Here is a 19,558-nt window from a genome sequence, read left to right as displayed (position 1 = left end):
GGGTCCGTGTAGTTCATTACCATCGTATAAGATTTGATCTTATCTACAGGATTACTGAAGTTATGCAAACACGTGCGCTTCGAGGATTGGTCAAAATCGCGTCTGTCGGATCTTTCGTGCAGTCGGCGGACCAGTTGGGGATCACGCTTTCGGCGCTGTCGATGCAGATGAAAGCGCTGGAGGCCGAGTTGGGGGTGGCGCTGTTTGACCGCACCCACCGCCCGCCGCGCCTGACGCCGGTGGGCGCGTCGGTGGTGGCCGAGGCGCGCGAGATGCTGCGCCGGGAAGACAGCCTGGTGGAGCTGTGCCGCCCGAGCGAGACCCTGGTGGGGCATTACAAACTGGGGTTCGTGACAACGGCCGCCGTGCGCCTGTTGCCGGAGGTCCTGAAAACCGCGCAGACGGCGGCGCCCCTGGCCACGTTTGAGGTGGAGACCGGCCTGTCGGCGGTGCTGCAAGAGAAGGTCTTGAACGGACAGATCGATGCGGCGGTGGTCACAGATGCGGACGGGCTGCCGCCGCAATTGGCGTCCAGCCTGCTGCGGCGCGAGCCGTTCGTTTTCGCCGCCCACGGTGATCTGATGGCCGACGGGTTGGCGGGGCTGATGGCGCGGCGGACGTTCTTTCACTTCATGCCGGACACCGGTATCGGCAAGCTGATCGCGCGGGCGATGCTGGATCAGGCCCGGCCCGAGGGTGCGCCGTCCATCGTGTTGGATGATCTGGAGGCGATCATGGAATGCGTCGCGGCGGGACTTGGGTTCACGCTGTTGCCGGTGCCGGATGTGGAGCGGTATCTGACGCGGCAGGTCGAGACCTTGCCCGCACCAAGCGGACTTGAGCGCAAGCTGGTCCTTGCGATCCAGCGCGATGGGGCTTTGGCCTCTCGCCTGGGGGCGCTGCGCGGGCTCTTCGGGACGGACTAGGTTTGACCGTTGATCTGTAGCTCATGGAGGCGAGCGTAGGCACCGCCTTGCGCAAGAAGCGCGTCGTGGGTGCCTTCCTCGATCACGCGCCCGGCTTCCATCACGACGATCTTGTGGGCGTTGCGGATGGTGGCGAGACGATGGGCGATGACCAGGGTCGTGCGGCCTTCGGCAAGGCGGTCCAGCGCGGCGCCCACGACCTTTTCCGATTGCGCGTCCAGCGCCGAGGTCGGCTCGTCCAGCAGCAGGATCGGCGCGCTTTTCAGCATCGCGCGGGCGATGGCGACACGTTGGCGTTGCCCGCCCGACAGGTTGGCACCGCGCGGGCCCACGGCGGTGTCCAGGCCCTGGGGCAGGGTCTGGGCGAAGTCGGACACGGAGGCGTTGCGCGCGGCCTCCCGCACGGCGGCGTCCGAGGCCTTCAGGTCGCCCATGCGGATGTTCGCGGCAATGGTCTCATCAAACAGCGCCGTGTCCTGGCCCACAACGGCGATGGTGTCGCGGAGCGCCGCGATATCGGCCTCGTCCACGGCGACATCGCCAATGCGAATGGCGCCCGATTGGGGGTCGAAAAGGCGGGTGAGGGCCGCGAAAACGGTGGTCTTGCCCGCGCCGGAGGCGCCAACAAGGGCGGTGGTTTCGCCCGCCTTGGCCGTAAACGTAAGGCCGTTCAGGACGGGCGCGTCATCATAGGCGAAGTTGACATCGGCGAAGGTGATGTCGCCCTCGGCCAGCGGGCGTGGCGTGGTGGGCGGCAGGATCGTGGGCGCGGTTTCAAACACCGCATAGATCCGCTCGAGCGAGGCGCTGGCGGCCTGCACCTGGCCCGCGATGGACGACAGGCGGCGCAGGGGTTCAAAGAGCAGACCGAGCGCGGTGAAGAACGACATGAACTCGCCCACCGTCTTTTCGCCGCTGATGATGTCATGACCGCCGAAATAGAGGACGGCGACAAAGCCCGCGGCGGCGATGATATCGATCATCGCGGGGTTCGCGGCGACACCGATCTGGGCCTTGATGGAGGGGCGCAGGAACTGGCGGATCTCATCCCTGAAACGCGTCGTCTCGTTGGTCTCCAACCGGTTGAGCTTGATGGTCTGGACGCCGTGGAACAACTCATCCAGCCTGGTCGAAAGGCGCGCGGCGGCCTCGCGCGCGGCGACGGCGGTGCGGCGGATGAAGGCCTGAACGGCCAGCAGCGGCAGGATCAGGACCGGCAGGCCGATCAGCGCAAACAGCGTCCATTGCCAGTCCGTCCACAGCATCACCGCCAGAAGAGAGACCAGCGTGACGGTGTCGCGGCCAAGCGAGACCAGAACCGAGGACGACAGTGATTGCAGGGCGGTGGTGTCCCCGCGCACCCGCTCGATCAACGCGCCGGGCGCGTTGGCCTGAAAAAAGCTCATGTCCAGGGTGAGGAAATGGCTCACCAACCGGGTCTGCAACTCGGTGATGACCTTGAGGCCCACGCCGACCATCAGGACGCGTTGCAAAAAGCCTGCCGTGGCGCGGATGGTGAAGAGCCCGCCGATGGCCAGCGCCACCCAGGTGACACCCTCCATGGAGGCGGCCGTGAACAGCGTGTCGAAAAGCGGCTGCACCAGCCAGGCGAAGGCGCCGATGGCCGCGCCCTCAATGCTCATCAGAACCACGGCGAGCGCGATCACGGGCCAGAACCGCGCCACATGGTCGCGCCACAACCGCCGCAATAGGCGGCGCGGGGTAGGGGCTTGGTCCAGATCGGCGGCGGTCACAGGGGTGTTTTCCAAGTGGTCAGGGCGACGGGGTGCGGCACGCGTGCCTCCTTTGGATGTGCCAAAAGCGCAAGGCGTCCAGCAGCGGATCAAGGGTTATGCGAAGTCTGTTACCAGCACAAGAACTGGCCAGACTGCCTTTTAGGGCGCCGGAGGCGGCCCAAATTGCTGGAATCGACCGGTCATCTCAGGAAATCCGCCTTTGATTTGGGTATCTGGACACCCAATGGTTGAAACCCGGAGCAAGCTGCGTCTAGGCTACGCGCCATAAGCTTGGGCCCGGTCGACTGATCGGAGACACTAAAGCAATACAACAAGGAGTGGGGTTTGACCTCAGACGGATCGCAAGCGTTCGTATCGTTCGACCGCGTCCAGAAAAGCTATGACGGGGAAATCCTCGTCGTCAAAGATCTTAACCTGCATATCGGTCGCGGCGAGTTTCTGACGATGCTTGGGCCGTCAGGCTCTGGCAAGACCACCTGCCTGATGATGCTGGCGGGGTTCGAGACCGCCACCCACGGCGAGATCACGCTCGACGGCAAGCCAATCAACAACATCCCGCCGCACAAGCGCGGCATTGGCATGGTGTTCCAGAATTACGCGCTGTTCCCGCATATGACGGTCGGCGAGAACCTGTCGTTTCCGCTGGAAGTGCGCGGCATGGCCAAGTCCGAGCGGGAGGGCAAGATCAAGCGCGCGCTCGACATGGTGCAGATGGGCGATTTCATCAACCGTCGCCCGGCTCAACTCTCTGGCGGTCAGCAACAGCGCATCGCGCTGAGCCGTGCGCTGGTGTTTGAGCCCGAACTGGTGCTGATGGACGAGCCGCTGGGGGCGCTGGACAAGCAGCTGCGCGAGACGTTGCAGTTCGAGATCACAAACCTGGCCCATGAGCTTGGCATCACAACCGTCTACGTGACCCACGACCAGACCGAAGCCCTGACGATGTCCGACCGCGTCGCGGTTTTCGACGATGGCCGCATTCAGCAGTTGGCCCCGCCTGATGAGCTATATGAAGAGCCGCAGAACAGTTTCGTGGCCCAGTTCATTGGCGAGAACAACACGCTGCAAGGCACGGTTTCCAAGATGGACGGCGACATGTGCGAGGTGACGCTGGCCGATGGCTCGATCATCGACGCGCTGCCGGTGAACGTCACGACGGTGGGCGAGAAGACGCAAGTCTCGATCCGGCCAGAGCGGGTCGAGATGGACCCGACCCGCCTGTCACCCGGCGCCCATACCCTGAAGGCGGAGGTCAAGGAATTCGTCTATATGGGCGATATCTACCGCACGCGGCTGGCCGTGGCAGGGATCGACGATTTCATCATCAAAACACGAAATGCCCCCGATCAGCGCAGGCTGAAACCGGGGGAGAGCATCGAGATCGGCTGGCGTCCGCAGGATTGCCGCGCGCTTGATGCATAACGGCCGGCACCCAAAACGGGCGCTGCCGCAAAAACCTCGGGGACAAACCCCGACCGAAGTTCAACCAAGGAGAGACAATATGAACCTCAAGAGCCTTATGCTCCTGACAACCGGCGCCAGCATGGCCGCCACCGGCGCGATGGCCGATGGCCATATGGCCAACTCCATGACCCTCGTGTCCTGGGGCGGCGCCTACCAGCAGAGCCAAATCAACGCCTATTCCGATCCCTATGCCGCCATGCATGACGGCCTGGAAGTGATCTGGGACGAAAGCTCGGCCGAAGCCGTGGCCCGTCTGCGCGCCATGAACGAGGCGGGCAACATCACCTGGGACGTCGTTGACGTTGTGGCCGCCGACGCCATGCGCCTCTGCGACGAAGGTCTGGCGATGGAAATCGACCACGACGAGATGCTGGCCCCCGCCCCCGATGGCACGCCCGCGTCCGAGGACTTCGGCGATCTGATCGTGTCCGACTGCTTCATCCCGCAGATCGTGTATTCCACCACCGTGGGTTACCGCACCGACGTGGCGGAGTGGAACGGCAACGTGCCGACTGACATTTGCGCCATCTTCGACACCGAAAACTTCCCCGGCCAGCGCTCGCTGGAGCGTCGTCCGATCGGCAACCTGGAATGGGCGCTGATGTGTGACGGCGTCGCCATGGAAGACGTCTATGACGTGCTGGAGACGGAAGAAGGTGTCGCCCAGGCGCTTGCCATGCTCGACAGCATCCAGGACCAAACCGTCTGGTGGACCGCTGGCGCCGACACGCCCCAGCTGCTGGCCGATGGCGAAGTTGTCATGGGCTCCACCTACAACGGTCGTCTGTTCTCTCTGATCGAAGAGCAGAACCAGCCCGTCGCCATGCTGTGGGACGCGCAGGTGTTTGACCTTGACGGTTGGATCATCCCTGAAGGCCTGCCCGAGGACCGTCTGGCCCGCGCGCTGGACTTCATCTACTTCGCCACGGACACCCAGCGTCTGGCGGATCAGGCCCTCTACATCTCCTACGGTCCGGCGCGCGCAAGCTCCGCACCGCTGGTGGGTCAGCACGCCACGTTGGGCATCGACATGGCGCCGCATATGCCGACCGACCCGGCCAACTCCGAGCGGACGTTCCTGTTCAACTACGAGTGGTGGGCTGACTACCGCGACGACATGGACGCACGCTTCCAGGCGTGGCTGGCTCAGTAATCTGAGCTGAGTGGTGGGTTTCACCCACCCTACGCCGGTAACAGGGCGGGCCGTTTTTCGGCCCGTCCAACCCAACTTCGAAGAAGGCGGCGCACGATGCCCAAAGGCTATATCATCGGCCATATCACGGTGAACGACCCCGAGGCTTACAAGGAATACATCGAGCGTGACACGCCGATCCTGTTGAGCCACGGCGCGCGTCCGATTGTCCGTGGGGGCAAGGCCGAGGTTCTGGAAGGCGAAACGTTTCAGCGCCACGTCGTCTTTGAATTTGAGAGTTATGAGGCCGCCATGGCTGCCTATAATGACCCGGAATATCAAGAGGTTGCCGAGATCCGCCGCCGCACTGCCGACAGTGTGATCCTGGTTGTGGAGGGCGTCTGATATGTCCGACGCCACGACCGATGGTCCCGTCCTCGCCGCCGATGGCACCCCGCTGAAGCGCAGCCTTGGGCGCGCGTTGCGGGCCCAGAAACTCCGCGCGCTGATGCTGATCGCGCCGCTTCTGATCTTCATCATGGTCGCCTTCATTGCGCCCATCGTCGACATGCTGTTCCGCTCGGTCGAGAACCAGATCACATCCGAGACCTTGCCGCGCACCGTCCTGGCCCTGGAGGAATGGGACCCGGCGGACCTGCCGGACGATGATACCTTCGCCGCGCTGGCCTATGACTTCATGGAAGCGGCTGAGCGTCGCCTGCACACGCGCCTGGGCTCTCGCCTGAACTACGAGACGACGGGGATGTCGTCGCTGTTCCGCCAATCCGGGCGCGGTGTGGATGAGATCGGCGAAGATTTCGCCGATCAGTTCATCGAGCTGAATGAGGCTTGGGAAGACCCGGTCGTCTGGGCCGAAATCATGGGCTCGCCTGATTGGGTCTCCGGCGCGATGGGCGCCGATGGCACGGGGCCCCGGTTTGAGCTGTCCGTCGCCGCCCGGGAATCCTTCCCCGAGACCGCCGACGCCTACCGCAGCTTCGCGCGTACCGCGCAGGAGGCCGATGACGACAACCCGACGGCGGAAGAGCCGTGGTTCACCGTCTACATGGCCCTTTACCGCGACCTAACCCGGCTGGACGCGTCGGCCTATGCCGGGCCGCACGCGGACCTTGTCGCCGAAGCCAACGGCGCGGTGAACACCTTCACCGGCATGTCCCCGCGTGAGCAATGGTTGGAGGTCAACGAGGACTGGGGCGATACCAACGTTTGGGCCACCATCGAGGCGTTCTCGGACCCTTACACTGCCGGATACTTCCTGACCTCGGTCGACCTGCGCCTGACGCCGGACGGGATCGAAGCGCAACCGGAAGAGCAGCGCATTTACGTTCTGCTGTTCTGGCGCACGATCTTCATGTCGGCGATGATTACGCTGATGTGCGTGCTGTTGGGCTACCCGATCGCCTATCTGCTGTCGAACCTGCCGTCGCGCTCGTCCAACCTGTTGCTGATCCTTGTTCTGCTGCCGTTCTGGACCTCGCTTCTGGTGCGGACGTCGGCCTGGAAGGTGCTGCTGCAACAGCAAGGGGTGATCAACGACATCCTGGTGTGGATTGGCCTTGTGGCCGATGATGCGCGGCTGGCGCTGATCAACAACCAATTGGGCACGATCATTGCCATGACGCACATTCTGCTGCCGTTCATGATCCTGCCGCTATTCTCGGTGATGAAAACCATCCCCCCCAGCTACGTGCGGGCGGCGAAATCCCTGGGTGCCACGAATTTCACCGCGTTCCGCCGCGTGTATTTCCCGCAGTCCATTCCGGGGATCGGGGCGGGGTGTATCCTCGTGTTCATTCTCTCCATCGGCTACTACATCACGCCCGAGATCGTCGGCGGTCGGACCGGTACGTTCATCTCCAACCGGATCGCCTATCACATCAGCCAAAGCCTCAACTGGGGCCTTGCGGCGGCGCTTGGCTCGCTTCTGCTGGCATTGGTGATGGCGCTCTACTGGCTTTATGACCGCATCGTCGGCATCGACAACGTGAAGTTGGGATAAGATCATGGATACCAAACTCCCCCCCTATGCCACGTTCGGTCAGCGCCTCTGGTTCTATGGCTTCCGCGTCATCTGCGGCTTGATCTTCTTCTTCCTGATCGCGCCGATCCTCACCATCATCCCGCTCAGCTTCAACGCCGAGGATTTCTTCACCTTCACGCCAGGCATGCTGGCGCTTGATCCAGAGGCCTACAGCCTGAGGCACTACCGGTCGTTCTTTGGCGACGGGGGCTATCCGTGGATTGGTCTGCTGATCGGCCTGGGGTTGGGGGTGGCGATCACCGTCGTGCTGAAAGTCTGGAAGGAAACCACCAACTATTTCCCCATCCTGATCTTCGCGATCCTCGGCCTGATCGTCGGCAAGCTGACGGGCCTGGAGGGGGAGGAGTGGATGACGCCCATGCGAAACTCCTTGCGGATTGCGCCAGTCGCGACGCTGCTGTCGGTGGGTTTCGGGACGCTGGCGGCGATTGGCCTCTCGCAAAGCCACGTGCCGTTCAAGGGCGCGATCATGGCGATCCTGATTTCGCCGATGATCGTACCGCTGATCATCTCGGCCGCGGGGATGTACTTCTTCTATTCGCGCATCGGCCTGCAGGGCACGTTCATGGGCGTCGTTCTGGCCCACGCAGCCCTGGGCATTCCGTTTGTGATCATCACGGTGACGGCGACGCTGGTGGGCTTTGACCGCTCGCTCACGCGCGCGGCGGCGAACCTCGGCGCAAACCCGGTGACGACGTTCTTCCGGATCCAGATGCCCCTGATCCTGCCGGGTGTGATTTCGGGTGGGCTCTTCGCCTTCATCACTTCGTTTGACGAGGTGGTCGTGGTGATCTTCGTGGGCTCTGCCGGGCAGCAGACCCTGCCGTGGCAGATGTTCACCGGCCTGCGAGAGCAGATCAGCCCAACGATCCTGGCGGCAGCAACGGTGCTGGTGGCGATCTCAGTCATTCTGCTGACGGTGGTGGAGCTGTTGCGGCAACGCTCTGAGCGCCTGCGCGGGATCGCGCCACATTGATGGTGCGCGGCAGCGCGCAACACTGACATTGCGCGGAATTGCGCCGCATTAAGGCGTGATCCCGCGGACCCGCGGGCTTCTGCATCTTGTTGACACATTTTCCCCTAGGAACGGCCACATCGGCTGGTTACGCCCGGGCGCGCGCCCCTGCGTCCAAGGAAGATCTATGCCCTACACTATCTATATGCTGCCCGAAGGCCTGATCACTGTGACCGGGACCAACGGGGGAAATGGCCTCGACGGAGAGGACCAGGGGTCTGGCGTGCATTTGGCGCCGGCCAACGGCAACCCGGGGGCCGTGATCACGCTAAATTCCAACGCCTGGGAAGAGATCGAGATCAACGACAACGCTGGCGACGATGATTTCGGTGACAGCGACAGCAGCCAACGGTTGGTGAACACCGAAAGTTTTGGGGGAGAGACCTTCCCCGCCAACTCCATTGTCGAGGCCGAATACGGCGTCATCGTCGAGGATTCCAACGGCATTCAGTACCAGCTGATCGCCTTCAACATCCGCCAGTCCGGCGACACGAACTCTTACGGCGACGTGGAGGGGTTGGCGTTCATCGGCCCGCAAGGGGGCTTCCCGCCAATTGGCGATGGGCTCACGGTGATCAGCAACCAGGAAGGCCCGAACATCGCGGCCTCCAGCTATGCCACGCCGATCTGTTTTGCCGAAGGGACGCTGATTGCCACGCCGTCCGGCCCTGTCGCGGTCGAGGATCTGGCAGTGGGTGCCATGGTCGACACCGCCGATCACGGGGCAGAGCCCATTCGATGGATCGGCAGCAAGACCTTCCCCGCCAAGTCGCACTTCGCCCCGGTCGAGTTCGCCCCCGGCGCCATCGGCAACACCCGCACCCTGCGCGTCTCTCGCCAGCACCGCCTGCTGCTGACGGGGTGGCGGGCCGAGTTGTTTTTTGGCGAGGACGCCGTCTGGGTGCCCGCCGCCTACTTCTTGGATCAACCCGGCGTGCGCATCGCCGAAGGCGGGACGGTCACCTACTTCCACGTCCTACTGGAAGGCCACCGCACGCTATTTGCCGAGGGTGTGCCTGCCGAAAGCCTGCACCCCGGGGACGTGGCTCTGTGTAACCTGGGCGCCTCGGCGGAGGCCGAGCTTTTTGCCATGTTCCCGGAGTTGGAGCGCTTGAGCCACCGCAAGACGTCTCGTCTTGCCCTGCGCGCGATCGAGGCCCGCGCGGCCTTCGCGGCCTAAGGCAGGACCAGCAGCCAGACCGACGCGCCGATCACGGTCAGCGCCGTGCCGATCAACACCGTGGAGGCCACGACGCGGCGCGCGACGCCGTACATATCCGCGAAGATGTAGGTGTTGATCCCCGGCGCCATGGCCGCCGTGATCACAGCGCTGCGCATCTGCCCGGTGCTGAGCCCGCCGAGCGTCCCGATGGTCCAGGTGATGGCCGGGTGAATGGCAAGGGTTAGCACACAGAGCATCGCAATCGCGCCCACATCCCCCTCGGGCTTGTAGCGGTAAAGCACGCCGCCCAGGCCGAAAAGGGCGGCGGGAAGGGCGGCGCGGATCATCAGATCCAGCGCGTCCTGGGCCACTGTGGGCACCGGAATGCCCGTGACATTGACGATGAACCCCGCACCAATCCCGATCATCAGGGAGTTCTGGAACATCGCCTTTACGACCGTGGTGACGAGCCTGCCGCCGCGCTCATTGGCCAGAACGATCTCCATCGTGGTGATGCCGATCAGGTAGCAGACGCCGGCGTTGAACAGGATGATCGCGTAGTTGGGGCCAAGCGCCTCAACCCCGAAGGCGCGCTCGGTCACGGGCAGGCCCAGAAGCACCGTGTTGGCCAGCATCGCGGTGAAGCCCATGGCGATGCAGTCGGGCCAGGGGCGGGCAAAGAGCCAGCGCGCGCCGAAGATGCCGAGGATGAAACACGCGACCGCGCCGCCAAAATAGGCGGCCAGCAGCCAGAGGTTGAACTCGGCGCTGATGTCCAGCGTGGCAATCGCGGTGAACAGCAGGCAGGGGATGGCGAATTTCTGCGTGAAGGACATCAGCCCGTCCACGGCGCTGTCTTTGAAAAGCCCACGCCAGACCGCCACGTAGCCTGCGCCCACAACGAGGAAGACGGGCAGGACGATGGCGAGTAGATCGCCCATCTAGACCTGGTACGTCAGGGTCAGCCCATCGTAGGCGGGGGTCACGTGCCACGGCGTCTCATCGGCAACCGTCTGATAATCCAGATCAATATGCATATTTGTCAGGACGGCGCGGCGGGGCTTGGCCCGCTCGATCCAGGCCAGGGAGTTTTCCAGATGGCTATGGCTGGGATGCGGTGTGTAGCGCAGCGCGTCGAGGATCCAGGTGTCCAGCCCGTCGAGCAGGGGCCAGACGGCCTCGGGGATATCGGAGACATCGGGCAAATACGCGACATCACCAATGCGGAACCCCAGCGCGTCGATATTGCCGTGGGTTACCTCAAACGGGGTGAAGGTGATCGGGCCGCCGTCACCGTCAATCGTGACATCGCCGTCAATCGAATGGATGTCGAGGATCGGCGGATAGGCCGAGCCTGGCGGCTGCACAAAGGCGTATCCGAAGCGGTTGAGAAGGTCGTTTGTGGTCGGCCCATCGGCGTAGACCGGCAGGCGCGCCCGCATGTTGTAAACGATCATCCGCAGGTCATCGAGGCCATGGACGTGATCGGCATGGGAATGGGTGTAAAGCACCGCATCGAGCCGCCCGATTTCGGCCTCCAGCAGCTGCGCCCGCAGGTCGGGGGAGGTGTCGATCAGAACCGTCGTCGTCCCGTTTTCCCCTTCTTTTTCAACTAGGAGCGAGCACCGCCGCCGCATGTTGCGCGGGTTCTCCGGGTCGCAGTCGCCCCAATGGCCGCCCAGGCGCGGCACGCCGCCTGACGAGCCGCAGCCGAGGATGGTGAATCGCACCTCCGCCATCAGGCCGCCTTCCAGAACAGGCGGTCGAAGTTCGAGGTGGTCTGGGCGGCGAAGTCCTCATAGCTGACGCCGAACGTCTCCGCCGCGACGCGTGCGGTGTGGGCCGTGAAAGCAGGCTCATTGCGTTTGCCGCGATGGGGCGGGGGGGCGAGGTAGGGGCTGTCGGTCTCCACCAGGATCCGGTCGAGCGGCGCGCTTGCGAAGATGTCGCGCAGCGGCTGGGACTTGGGGAAGGCGGTGATGCCGGACATCGACAAATAGAACCCGAGGTCCAGCGCGGCCTTGGCCAGCGCGGGCGACGAGCTGAAGCAATGCATGACGCAGGTGAAGGCGCCGTTCGCGTATTCCTCGGTCAGGATGCGGGCTATGTCATCATCGGCATCCCTGGAATGGATGATCAGGGGCAACTTCGTCCGACGCGCGGCCTCGATATGCAGGCGCAGGCTGTCCTGCTGGACCTGCGCGCTTTCCGAGGTGTAGTGATAGTCGAGTCCAGTCTCTCCGATACCCACGAACTTGGGGTGTTTTGCCAGCGTTTCCAGCTGGTTGAGCGTCGCCATCGGCTCTTCCGCGACGGACATCGGATGGGTGCCCCCTGCCCAGAAGACCGGCGCGTGCGCCTCGGCAATCGCTTGCACTGAGGCGGCGTTCTTCAGGCGTGTACAGATCGTGACCATCCGTGTGACGCCTGCCTCCAGGGCGCGCGCGACGACCTCGGGCAGTTCAGACGCGAGGCTGTCGAAATCGAGGTGGCAGTGGCTGTCGACGATTGTGGGAGGGGTCATTTAGGTCTCATGCGGCCAGCCGGGCCGCCATCCGGTCCAGGTCCAGGAAGATATCAAACACCAGGCTCGCAGGGTCAAGGTTGACCGCCTTGCCACGGCGCGCGCGTGCCGTCAGCGATTGCGCCAGCGCCGCCCATTCGCGGGCGTGCTGGGGCGAGGGGGCGAGGCGGGCCAGCGTGGCGGCCTCGTTCGGGGTGATTTCCGCGGGCGTTTGGCCGGTGGCGCCCAGGCGCGCGGCCCGGGCGAGGGCTGTGTCGAGGAGCGAGAGGGTCAGCGTAAAGCGCGCCTCATTAGCCTTGCCAGCGGTTGCGTCGGCCAGGCGAAGGGCCAACTGTCGGTCCATATTTGGCAGCGTTCCCAGAAGCTTGGCGATATCGGCGTAGAGTTGCGGCCCGCCCTGTTCGGCCAGCGACATTGCCGCCCCGACCGAGCCCTGGGCGAGGGTCGCCAACGCCGCGCCCTCAGGCGGCTCGGCGCCTGCCTGCATCAGCGCCGAGGCGAGATCCGCGTCTTGCAGCGGGTTGAACCGCAGGGTCCGGCAGCGCGAACGAATAGTCGGCAGAAGGCCTGAAGGACGGTGAGAGATCAGGAACAGAACCGCGCCTTCGGGCGGTTCCTCCAGCTCTTTCAGCAGCGCGTTGGCGGCCGAGGAATTCATCTCGTCCGCGCTGTCGACGATCACGACGCGGCGGTGATCCCCCGCCGACATCTGAAAAAACCCTTTGAGACCGCGCACTTCGTCCACGGTGATGACGGTCTTGAGTTTCTTTTGGTCCTTCTCATCCACCGGGCGGCGCAACAGGAAAAGCCCCGGTTCGCTGAGGGCCGCCATGCGGCGAGCCACCGGGTGATCTGCTGCGATATCAAGGGTTTCCGGCGGCGGTGGGGTGCCAAACATGTCGTCACCGCCGGGCGGCGGCGTGGCCAGCAGGAAGCGTGCAGCGCGCCAGGCGAAAGTGGCCTTGCCGACGCCCTTGGGTCCGGTCAGCAGCCACCCGTGGGGCAGGCGACCCGAGGTGGCAGCGGTCAGAAATTCAGCCTCGGGCGCGGCGTGGCCGAAGAGGCGCGCGGTGTCGCGGGGGTGCGGCGCGTCGCCTTCGCGGTCGGATTCGGGAAGCAGATCATCGGCCATGGCGCAGGTGTAGCATGGGGCGACGGCGGGGTGCAGGGTAGATCAATGGTATATCAATTTGAATAAGGCAGGCCGCGCGCGGGTCATGCGTTCAGACGGTTGTCCACGATCTGCAGGAGTGTCGTAGTGACGGTAGATGGGTCAGCGGAGGCATCCACGAGGTGGCAGCGATCGGGGTATTCCTGGGCCAAGGCCCGAAACCCCGCGCGCAGCTTTTGCTGAAACGGCAGGCCGAAATCCTCGAACCGGTCTTCACCGCTGTCGCGGGCAAGGCCGCGGGCGAGGGCCAGTTCGGGATCCATGTCCAGGATCAGGGTCAGGTCCGGTTCCACTCCGATGGCCTCGGCGTGGATGCGATCCACGAGGCCGCGCAACTCGCCCCGTGTGGCGCCTTGGTAGACGCGGGTGCTGTCGGCGAAACGGTCCGTCACCACGTCGCGGCCCTGGGCCAGGGCGGGGCGGATCGTGCGCTCCAGATGATCGCGGCGCGCGGCGGTGAACAGAAGGATCTCGGTCTCCGCGCTCCAGCGGTCGGGGTTGCCTTCGACCAGCAGACGCCGGATTTCTTCGGCCCCGTCCGAGCCCCCCGGCTCGCGGGTGCGCAGTGGGTTGCGTCCTTTCGTCTGCAACCAATCCACCAGCCGTGCCGCCTGCGTAGATTTGCCAGAGCCGTCGATGCCTTCAAGGCTGATGAAAAGGGGGGGCATCGCGGGTCGGCGCTCTCGGTCTGGGTCGTCTGCCCTCTGGTTTTGCACGGCGGGAAGGGCAGGGCAAGGCGCGGGCCAAAGGCGCCCCCGACCTGCCAAGATCACAAAGGTCTGAGGGAGCGCGCGCCCGCCGAGCGACCGAAGGTCGCGAGGCGCCCGGCCCAACGTGCAGGGCTATGCCCGCCAGGGCAAAGCGCCAACACGGGAGCGCCTGGGATCAATCCGGGTGTGCCGTTCAGGAGGCGGGCGCGCCGTCCCCATCCCCGCCCGAGATCAGGCCCATGACATCGGACCAGGCCGTGCCGATCCGCACCAGGGGGCCGCCCCGCGTCACGTCTTCCATCACCACCAGCGGCACGCGGGCCTCGAACCCATGCACGCCTTGCACGACGTGTAATTCGCCGACCACATCGCCCGCGCTGATCGGCGCGGGCAGGGGCGTGGTGTAGGTCAAGTTGGCCTCAATCTCTGGGTCAAGCAGCGCCGGAAGCAACATTTCGATCCCCTCTGATGGGGCGAGGCCCACGGTTTCCTCGCTGCCCAGGAACACCGGCACACGGGCCAGCTCCACGCCGGGCTCTACCACGTCGCGCATAACGAATTGCCGGAACGCCCATGTCACGATCCGCTCTGCCTCCGCCGCGCGGGCATCTGACGACGGCAGGCCCGTGATCACGAAACTCACCCGCCGGTCGCCCTGAAGGGCCGAGCCTGCAAGCCCAAACCCGGCCTCTTGTGTGTGGCCGGTCTTCAGCCCATCCGCCCCGATCCCGAGGCCTAACAACGGGTTGCGGTTGAAGCGGTTGGCGGGGCTGCGGCCCTCGTAGTCGAACTCGGTTTCCTGGAAGTAGGCGTAGTATTCCGGGAACTCCTCGATCAGGCGTACCGACAGAATGCCCAGATCGCGCATCGACATACGGTGGCCCTCGGCGGGCCAGCCCGAGGCATTGACGAAGGTCGAATTCATCATCCCCAACTGCCGCGCCCGCTGTGTCATCAGCGCGGCGAAACCCTCTTCCGTGCCATCGGGGCTGAGCGCCTCGCCCAAGGCGACGGACGCGTCATTGCCGGACACGATCACGATGCCCCGGATCAGCTCTTCAATCGTCGGACGATCCTGGGTGTTGAGAAACATGGTCGACCCGCCAAAGCTCATCGCATGGGCGGACACGGGCACCCGCGTCTCCAGCGTCAGGCGACCGTCGCGCAGGGCTTCAAACGCCATCAGGAGCGTCATCAGTTTGGACATGGAAGCAGGCGGCAGACTTTCGTCGGCATTCAGCGCCAGAAGCACCTGGCCAGAGGCATGGTCATAGACATAGGCCGCGCGGGCCTCGGTCTCGTAGCCTTGCGCCAAGGCAGCGGTTGAAACGAAAACCGCCGCGATCAGGGTCGCGGCGGTCTTGAAGAAAGAAGCGATGGGCATGGCGTCCTAACGTCTTACGAAAAAGGCATCATCAAAGCCAAGCTCTCGGACATTTGCCAGGATCGCATCGCGGGTTTCCTCGCTGTCAGCGGGCCCCACCACGACGCGCCAGAACTGGCGACCGTTGGTTGACTGATCATAGATTGTGGGCTCTAGCCCGACGCTGCGCAAGGCCTGCCCGGTGTTGGTGGCGTTTTCTTGCACAGAGAAGATGCCGATTTGGACGTAAGCCCGCTCAGGCGCGCCAGCGGCAGGGGCGCGGGCAACAGCAGGCTGCGGGGTGGGGGCTGCTTCGATGGCCGCGGCGGCCGCTGCGATGGTGCTGTCGGCCCCGTCGAGCGGCGCCGAGGTGATCTCGGCCGCGACAGCCGTGGCCGCGATCTCGGTGCCGGGGGCGAAGCTGTCAGGCGCGGCGTCGGCGGTCTCCGCCACTTCTTCGCGGCGCAGGGCGGTGACGTTCAGCATCGTCGGATCACCCGCCAAAGCGCCGATGGCGGCAGCGGCATCGGACGAGATCTGCAGGTCCGGCCCGGGGTTATCCCGCTCGCGCCGGAACAGCGCGCCGATCACGAAGCGTCCGTTTTCGTCATTGCGGATGATCACCCGCTCGGGGTCCGTGACGTCGGGGTGCGCCACCCAGACCCCACCCAGCGACGGGCGGCCATCCCAGAGGCCTTCGGTCGTGGCCTCGAAGATTTCCGGCGCTTCGACGTCGCGCTCGACCAGCCGCGTCGCGCCGATTGGGGCGGGCCCGTCGGCATCGGCATCGCGTGAGCTGAGGAGGCCTTCGCCTTCCCCAACGCAGCCCGACAGGGCGATAACAGGAACAAGCGCGAGTGACATCGCACGGATTCGGGACGACGAGTGGAACGGGGGGCGGATTAGGGTCATGCTGCTCTTCTCTGCACTCTGTCCCCACGCGTCATGCGCGCAGGTGATTGTTAACGTTCCCGGACGTTGCCGGACCGGTCGCTGCCGGTATGTGATCCGATTGGACGGACCACGCCTGTATTGACACAGATGATACACCACTGATTCGCGTCTGAAAAGCCGCCTTGTGCAGAACCCTGCCCAGAGTGGGTTTCAGAATCACACCCGTCCCATTATCGCGGTGCCCAGACCCTGGAGATCAGCCCGCTGATCGTTCCCGGAGGAGTGGCAGAGTGGTCGAATGCACCGGTCTTGAAAACCGGCGTGCGTGAAAGCGTACCGTGGGTTCGAATCCCACCTCCTCCGCCAACGTACCATTTTCGTGAGTTTGATCGGGTCGCTTTGTGTGGCCCTTTTGCTTTGTATTGCTGGATTTTCTTTGTGTCGATCATTGCCTTGGGCTTCTTTCGTTCTTATCTAGTTTTGTATCTTGTGTGGTATGGAATGTGGTATGGCGCTGACAGGTAAGTTAACGAAGAAGCTTGTGGAGAACCTTGGGCCGGGTCGGCACGGGGATGGCAGTGGCCTCTACCTCGTCGTGGACCCGTCAGGCGCGCGGCGGTGGATCGTCCGGGTGACGGTGAAGGGCCAGAAGAACGCCAAAGGCGCGCCTCTCCGCACTGACTTCGGTTTGGGCGGCGCTGACGTGGTGACGCTCTATCAAGCGCGCGACCGGGCGCTGGAGTATCGTCGAATGGCCAAGCAGGGCGTCAACCCCCGCTTCAACGCGATGCGGGACATTCCCACGTTCGAAGAAATCGCCCAGCAAGTGCATATTGACCGGATGCCGACGTGGAAAAACCAAAAGCATGGCCAGCAATGGATCAACACCCTGCGCGACTACGCCTTTCCCAAGATCGGGCGAATGCCGATTGATGGCATTGGCCAGCCGGAGGTGCTGATGTGCCTATCGCCAATCTGGACGGAGAAGCACGAGACGGCACGGCGATTGTCGCAACGGATCAAGACCGTTTTAGACGTGGCGCGGTCCAAAGGGTTCCGCGAGGGCGAAAACCCGGTTGTGGCAATCAGGGATGGCCATGTTCTGCCGAAGGTGAAGAAGAAGGTGAATCATCACAAGGCAATGCGCTGGCAGGACGTGCCGAGCTTTTGCGCGGATGTGCAGGAGCGGTCAGCCATGGCGGCGAAAGCGCTGATGTTCACCTGCCTGACCGGGTCGCGGACCAGCGAGGTGTTGAAGATGCGCTGGGAAGAAGTGGACTTCGACGCGCGCCTCTGGACCTGCCCGGCGGAGCGGATGAAGGGTGGCGAGGATCATCGGATTCCGTTGACGGATGCAATGATCGAAGTGTTGGAGCCGTTGAAGGCGTTGGAGTCGGAAGTGGTGTTCGAGGGGCAAAAGCGGCACCGGCCTTTGTCGAACATGGCGATGCTGATGCTTCTACGCCGGATGGGGGTGGAGGGCGTCACGGTCCACGGTTTCCGGTCCACGTTCCGCGATTGGGCGGGCGAGGTGGCGGGCGCGCCGCGTGAGGTTGCGGAAATAAGCCTTGCGCACAAGGTTGGGTCTGAAGTGGAGCAGGCCTATGCGCGAAGTGATTTGCTTGACCGGCGGCGGGTTCTCATGGAGTGGTGGTCGGAATATGTGACGGGTGCGGGCGGGGAGATCGTCCAATTTGGGCAAAGAGGAAAGCGCAAAACCTAAGCGTATAAGGTCGGTGAAAATTCGCCTTTTTATTCACCTTCAAAGAGTGAACAAAACCGAAACAAACCCCTTGACCAAAAAAAGCCCCTCCGTCACGATATCTTTTCATGGAGTTAAGTGAGCGAGACCAGCGCCTGCACGATGCAGTTGACCGCATGCTTATCGCACGGGGCAAGCAGCCGTCCTCTTTCAAGATGGGTGCTCCCTTTGATGTTACGAAACCAAACTTTCACGACTCAAAGTCTGAATTCTTGGTGGAAAAAGCTGCCACCGAAGCTGCACTTGAGCGTTCCGAGGGTATTCTTGACCTCCTTATTTCGGGGCACACTGGCAACGGTCACACAGACTCCCTCGCAGCAGCCAGAATATGCGGTTTCGTGGACTACAATCGTCAATTGGACCAGCAACGGAAGAAGCCAGATACGATCCCGACCTTTGTCTTAAAGGGCATGGTTGATAACGGGTTGACGACGAACCTCGCGTTTGCGCTCCATGCATTTAAGCGAGCGTTATCAGACCGCTTGCAGAACTTGGCGGACCAAGAACGCGACTATTGGAGCGGACATTCCAGACCGCCAAATCACTTTGCCCGCGCCATCGCTCTTCGGTTTGCACGCCACTATTGCAAGGAGGTGGGTGAAATGCCGACATCCGGCGTGTCAGGTGAAGGAGGTTATCCTTCCACTGATTTCACACGCGCGCTTCAAGAGGTATTCGAAATCCTCGATGTTAGGGCGAACGTGCGGAATATGGCGGATTGGGCAATCACACAGTTGTCCGAAGACGATCTTCAAAAGCCAAGTCTGCTCCTTGGCGGTCTTTTGGGTTTGCCTCCAGCCACTTCTCGGGGTGACAGTTTCGGCGACTGAAGGCCCGCCACAGATCAAAAAAGTCGAAGGATTTTCCCTCTTCTTTCAGCATTGAATTTGGCTTCGGGTTGGCCTTTCTCAGTTGGGCTGGCTGTCGTCTGTTTGCCTCATGTCACGTTCCTGGAGGCACATCATGGCAAACCTTTTCGAGCAAAACCGCAACTACGTCCTTGGCGATCCTGAACTGGACGTCATCGGCCCACGCGAGAAGTTGGCGCAGTGGAGGCACAAGGGCACAGGCCCCGCGTTCTATCGTCTTGGTCGCAAGATCATCTACCGGGGCGAAGACCTGAACGCCTGGGCGGATGCCAAGCGGGTCGAGCCCGCACGGGGGCGGGGCTGATGGCGCGGGTGCAGGCCCGGCGGGTCAAGATGCATCGCAGCTACACAATCCAGCAACTTGCCGATCTTTTGGAGGTGACGGTGGGCACGGTCCGGCGTTGGTGCAAACGTGGTTTGTACTGCCTGACCGACAAGCGGCCTTTCCTGATCGAGGGGCAGGATTTCCACGAATTCCACGCCGAAAAGCTGGCCCGGAAGAAGACCAGCTTACAGGCCTTCGAAGTCTATTGCCTGGGCTGCAAGACTGCACAAACCCCGCAACCGGGGCTTGTGGATGCGGAGCCAATGGATGCCAAGCGCGACCGGATCATGGCGATCTGCCCGACCTGCGAACGGCTGACCAGGCGGATCATCAAGCGATCCGATTTGCGCAAATGGAGCGTCAAATACGGTTTCGCGCCCAACATGCAGGAATACGCATAAGCGAACCTTTCCGGCTCAACT

19 protein-coding genes and 1 tRNA gene are annotated in these 19,558 nt (G+C 63.3%); 12 read left to right on the top strand and 8 right to left on the bottom strand.

Annotated features, from left to right (window positions below):
* Window positions 1-62 precede the first annotated feature (62 nt).
* Window positions 63-926 carry a LysR family transcriptional regulator gene (locus AC6I9R_RS17680; protein WP_461427166.1) on the top strand — a complete coding sequence of 288 codons (864 nt, stop codon included), beginning with the start codon at window positions 63-65 and terminating at the stop codon, window positions 924-926.
* On the opposite strand, the gene AC6I9R_RS17675 is transcribed toward AC6I9R_RS17680, so the two are convergent.
* Window positions 923-2,695 carry an ABC transporter ATP-binding protein gene (locus AC6I9R_RS17675; RefSeq protein ID WP_497862971.1) on the bottom strand — a complete coding sequence of 591 codons (1,773 nt, stop codon included), beginning with the start codon at window positions 2,693-2,695 and terminating at the stop codon, window positions 923-925. The two genes, AC6I9R_RS17680 and AC6I9R_RS17675, sit on opposite strands and share 4 nt — an antisense overlap.
* Before the next feature lie 312 nt (window positions 2,696-3,007).
* Here AC6I9R_RS17675 and AC6I9R_RS17670 point away from each other — a divergent pair, with 312 nt between their 5' ends.
* The 6 genes from AC6I9R_RS17670 (at window position 3,008) to AC6I9R_RS17645 (ending at window position 9,536) form a co-directional block, all read left to right on the top strand.
* Entirely contained in the window at window positions 3,008-4,105 is a 1,098-nt protein-coding gene (locus tag AC6I9R_RS17670) for an ABC transporter ATP-binding protein (protein ID WP_461427168.1), read from the top strand.
* Between the two features lie 79 nt (window positions 4,106-4,184).
* Entirely contained in the window at window positions 4,185-5,300 is a 1,116-nt protein-coding gene (locus tag AC6I9R_RS17665) for an ABC transporter substrate-binding protein (RefSeq protein ID WP_461427169.1), read from the top strand.
* 96 nt (window positions 5,301-5,396) lie between these two features.
* Window positions 5,397-5,684: a DUF1330 domain-containing protein gene (locus tag AC6I9R_RS17660; protein ID WP_461427170.1), complete on the top strand. Its 288-nt coding sequence runs from the start codon at window positions 5,397-5,399 to the stop codon at window positions 5,682-5,684.
* Between the two features lies 1 nt (window position 5,685).
* Window positions 5,686-7,299: an ABC transporter permease gene (locus AC6I9R_RS17655; RefSeq protein WP_461427171.1), complete on the top strand. Its 1,614-nt coding sequence runs from the start codon at window positions 5,686-5,688 to the stop codon at window positions 7,297-7,299.
* Window positions 7,300-7,303: 4 nt separating this feature from the next.
* The gene (locus AC6I9R_RS17650) at window positions 7,304-8,317 is read left to right on the top strand and encodes an ABC transporter permease (protein ID WP_461427172.1); all 1,014 of its coding nucleotides are present in this window, start codon (window positions 7,304-7,306) and stop codon (window positions 8,315-8,317) included.
* 166 nt (window positions 8,318-8,483) lie between these two features.
* On the top strand, window positions 8,484-9,536 hold the full coding sequence (locus tag AC6I9R_RS17645) for a Hint domain-containing protein (RefSeq protein ID WP_461427173.1): 1,053 nt from the start codon (window positions 8,484-8,486) through the stop codon (window positions 9,534-9,536).
* On the opposite strand, the gene AC6I9R_RS17640 is transcribed toward AC6I9R_RS17645, so the two are convergent.
* The 7 genes from AC6I9R_RS17640 to AC6I9R_RS17610 form a co-directional block, all read right to left on the bottom strand.
* On the bottom strand, window positions 9,533-10,459 hold the full coding sequence (locus AC6I9R_RS17640) for an AEC family transporter (protein ID WP_461427174.1): 927 nt from the start codon (window positions 10,457-10,459) through the stop codon (window positions 9,533-9,535). The genes AC6I9R_RS17645 and AC6I9R_RS17640 overlap by 4 nt on opposite strands.
* Window positions 10,460-11,257, bottom strand: coding sequence for an MBL fold metallo-hydrolase (locus AC6I9R_RS17635; protein ID WP_461427175.1), 798 nt, complete (start codon window positions 11,255-11,257; stop codon window positions 10,460-10,462).
* Window positions 11,257-12,042: a TatD family hydrolase gene (locus AC6I9R_RS17630; protein WP_461427176.1), complete on the bottom strand. Its 786-nt coding sequence runs from the start codon at window positions 12,040-12,042 to the stop codon at window positions 11,257-11,259. Before AC6I9R_RS17630 ends, AC6I9R_RS17635 begins: the two co-directional genes overlap by 1 nt.
* Before the next feature lie 7 nt (window positions 12,043-12,049).
* Window positions 12,050-13,174 carry a DNA polymerase III subunit delta' gene (locus AC6I9R_RS17625; RefSeq protein WP_461427177.1) on the bottom strand — a complete coding sequence of 375 codons (1,125 nt, stop codon included), beginning with the start codon at window positions 13,172-13,174 and terminating at the stop codon, window positions 12,050-12,052.
* Between the two features lie 83 nt (window positions 13,175-13,257).
* Entirely contained in the window at window positions 13,258-13,881 is a 624-nt protein-coding gene (gene tmk, locus AC6I9R_RS17620) for a dTMP kinase (protein WP_461427178.1), read from the bottom strand.
* A 235-nt stretch (window positions 13,882-14,116) separates the two neighbouring features.
* A complete protein-coding gene (locus AC6I9R_RS17615; protein ID WP_461427179.1) occupies window positions 14,117-15,307 on the bottom strand; it encodes a D-alanyl-D-alanine carboxypeptidase family protein in 1,191 nt (396 codons plus the stop codon).
* A gap of 6 nt (window positions 15,308-15,313) precedes the next feature.
* Window positions 15,314-16,198 (bottom strand): SPOR domain-containing protein, encoded by an 885-nt coding sequence (locus AC6I9R_RS17610; protein WP_461427180.1) that lies wholly within the window; start codon window positions 16,196-16,198, stop codon window positions 15,314-15,316.
* Between the two features lie 258 nt (window positions 16,199-16,456).
* On the opposite strand from AC6I9R_RS17610, the gene AC6I9R_RS17605 reads away from it, so the two are divergent.
* The 5 genes from AC6I9R_RS17605 to AC6I9R_RS17585 all read left to right on the top strand — a co-directional run bounded on the left by AC6I9R_RS17605 (window position 16,457) and on the right by AC6I9R_RS17585 (window position 19,537).
* A tRNA-Ser gene (locus AC6I9R_RS17605) sits at window positions 16,457-16,546 on the top strand.
* Between the two features lie 142 nt (window positions 16,547-16,688).
* Complete coding sequence (locus AC6I9R_RS17600) at window positions 16,689-17,903, top strand: tyrosine-type recombinase/integrase (RefSeq protein ID WP_461427181.1); 1,215 nt, start codon at window positions 16,689-16,691, stop codon at window positions 17,901-17,903.
* 107 nt (window positions 17,904-18,010) lie between these two features.
* Window positions 18,011-18,772 carry a hypothetical protein gene (locus AC6I9R_RS17595; protein WP_461427182.1) on the top strand — a complete coding sequence of 254 codons (762 nt, stop codon included), beginning with the start codon at window positions 18,011-18,013 and terminating at the stop codon, window positions 18,770-18,772.
* A gap of 133 nt (window positions 18,773-18,905) precedes the next feature.
* Entirely contained in the window at window positions 18,906-19,115 is a 210-nt protein-coding gene (locus AC6I9R_RS17590) for a MerR family transcriptional regulator (protein ID WP_461427183.1), read from the top strand.
* Complete coding sequence (locus tag AC6I9R_RS17585; protein ID WP_461427184.1) at window positions 19,115-19,537, top strand: helix-turn-helix domain-containing protein; 423 nt, start codon at window positions 19,115-19,117, stop codon at window positions 19,535-19,537. Before AC6I9R_RS17590 ends, AC6I9R_RS17585 begins: the two co-directional genes overlap by 1 nt.
* Window positions 19,538-19,558: the final 21 nt, after the last annotated feature.

Source organism: Gymnodinialimonas sp., from assembly GCF_059726805.1.
The sequence above is the reverse complement of the archived record's forward strand: the minus strand, read 5'-3'. Positions and strand labels throughout refer to the sequence as shown.

Bases quoted from the DNA above. Each gene is read 5' to 3' on its own strand.
- AC6I9R_RS17680 (WP_461427166.1), top strand. From the start codon at position 63: ATGCAAACACGTGCGCTTCGAGGATTGGTCAAAATCGCGTCTGTCGGA.
- AC6I9R_RS17665 (WP_461427169.1), top strand. From the start codon at position 4,185: ATGAACCTCAAGAGCCTTATGCTCCTGACAACCGGCGCCAGCATGGCC.
- AC6I9R_RS17660 (WP_461427170.1), top strand. From the start codon at position 5,397: ATGCCCAAAGGCTATATCATCGGCCATATCACGGTGAACGACCCCGAG.
- AC6I9R_RS17655 (WP_461427171.1), top strand. From the start codon at position 5,686: ATGTCCGACGCCACGACCGATGGTCCCGTCCTCGCCGCCGATGGCACC.
- AC6I9R_RS17650 (WP_461427172.1), top strand. From the start codon at position 7,304: ATGGATACCAAACTCCCCCCCTATGCCACGTTCGGTCAGCGCCTCTGG.
- AC6I9R_RS17645 (WP_461427173.1), top strand. From the start codon at position 8,484: ATGCCCTACACTATCTATATGCTGCCCGAAGGCCTGATCACTGTGACC.
- AC6I9R_RS17640 (WP_461427174.1), bottom strand. From the start codon at position 10,459: ATGGGCGATCTACTCGCCATCGTCCTGCCCGTCTTCCTCGTTGTGGGC.
- AC6I9R_RS17635 (WP_461427175.1), bottom strand. From the start codon at position 11,257: ATGGCGGAGGTGCGATTCACCATCCTCGGCTGCGGCTCGTCAGGCGGC.
- AC6I9R_RS17630 (WP_461427176.1), bottom strand. From the start codon at position 12,042: ATGACCCCTCCCACAATCGTCGACAGCCACTGCCACCTCGATTTCGAC.
- AC6I9R_RS17625 (WP_461427177.1), bottom strand. From the start codon at position 13,174: ATGGCCGATGATCTGCTTCCCGAATCCGACCGCGAAGGCGACGCGCCG.
- tmk (WP_461427178.1), bottom strand. From the start codon at position 13,881: ATGCCCCCCCTTTTCATCAGCCTTGAAGGCATCGACGGCTCTGGCAAA.
- AC6I9R_RS17615 (WP_461427179.1), bottom strand. From the start codon at position 15,307: ATGCCCATCGCTTCTTTCTTCAAGACCGCCGCGACCCTGATCGCGGCG.
- AC6I9R_RS17610 (WP_461427180.1), bottom strand. From the start codon at position 16,198: ATGACCCTAATCCGCCCCCCGTTCCACTCGTCGTCCCGAATCCGTGCG.
- AC6I9R_RS17600 (WP_461427181.1), top strand. From the start codon at position 16,689: ATGGCGCTGACAGGTAAGTTAACGAAGAAGCTTGTGGAGAACCTTGGG.
- AC6I9R_RS17595 (WP_461427182.1), top strand. From the start codon at position 18,011: ATGGAGTTAAGTGAGCGAGACCAGCGCCTGCACGATGCAGTTGACCGC.
- AC6I9R_RS17590 (WP_461427183.1), top strand. From the start codon at position 18,906: ATGGCAAACCTTTTCGAGCAAAACCGCAACTACGTCCTTGGCGATCCT.
- AC6I9R_RS17585 (WP_461427184.1), top strand. From the start codon at position 19,115: ATGGCGCGGGTGCAGGCCCGGCGGGTCAAGATGCATCGCAGCTACACA.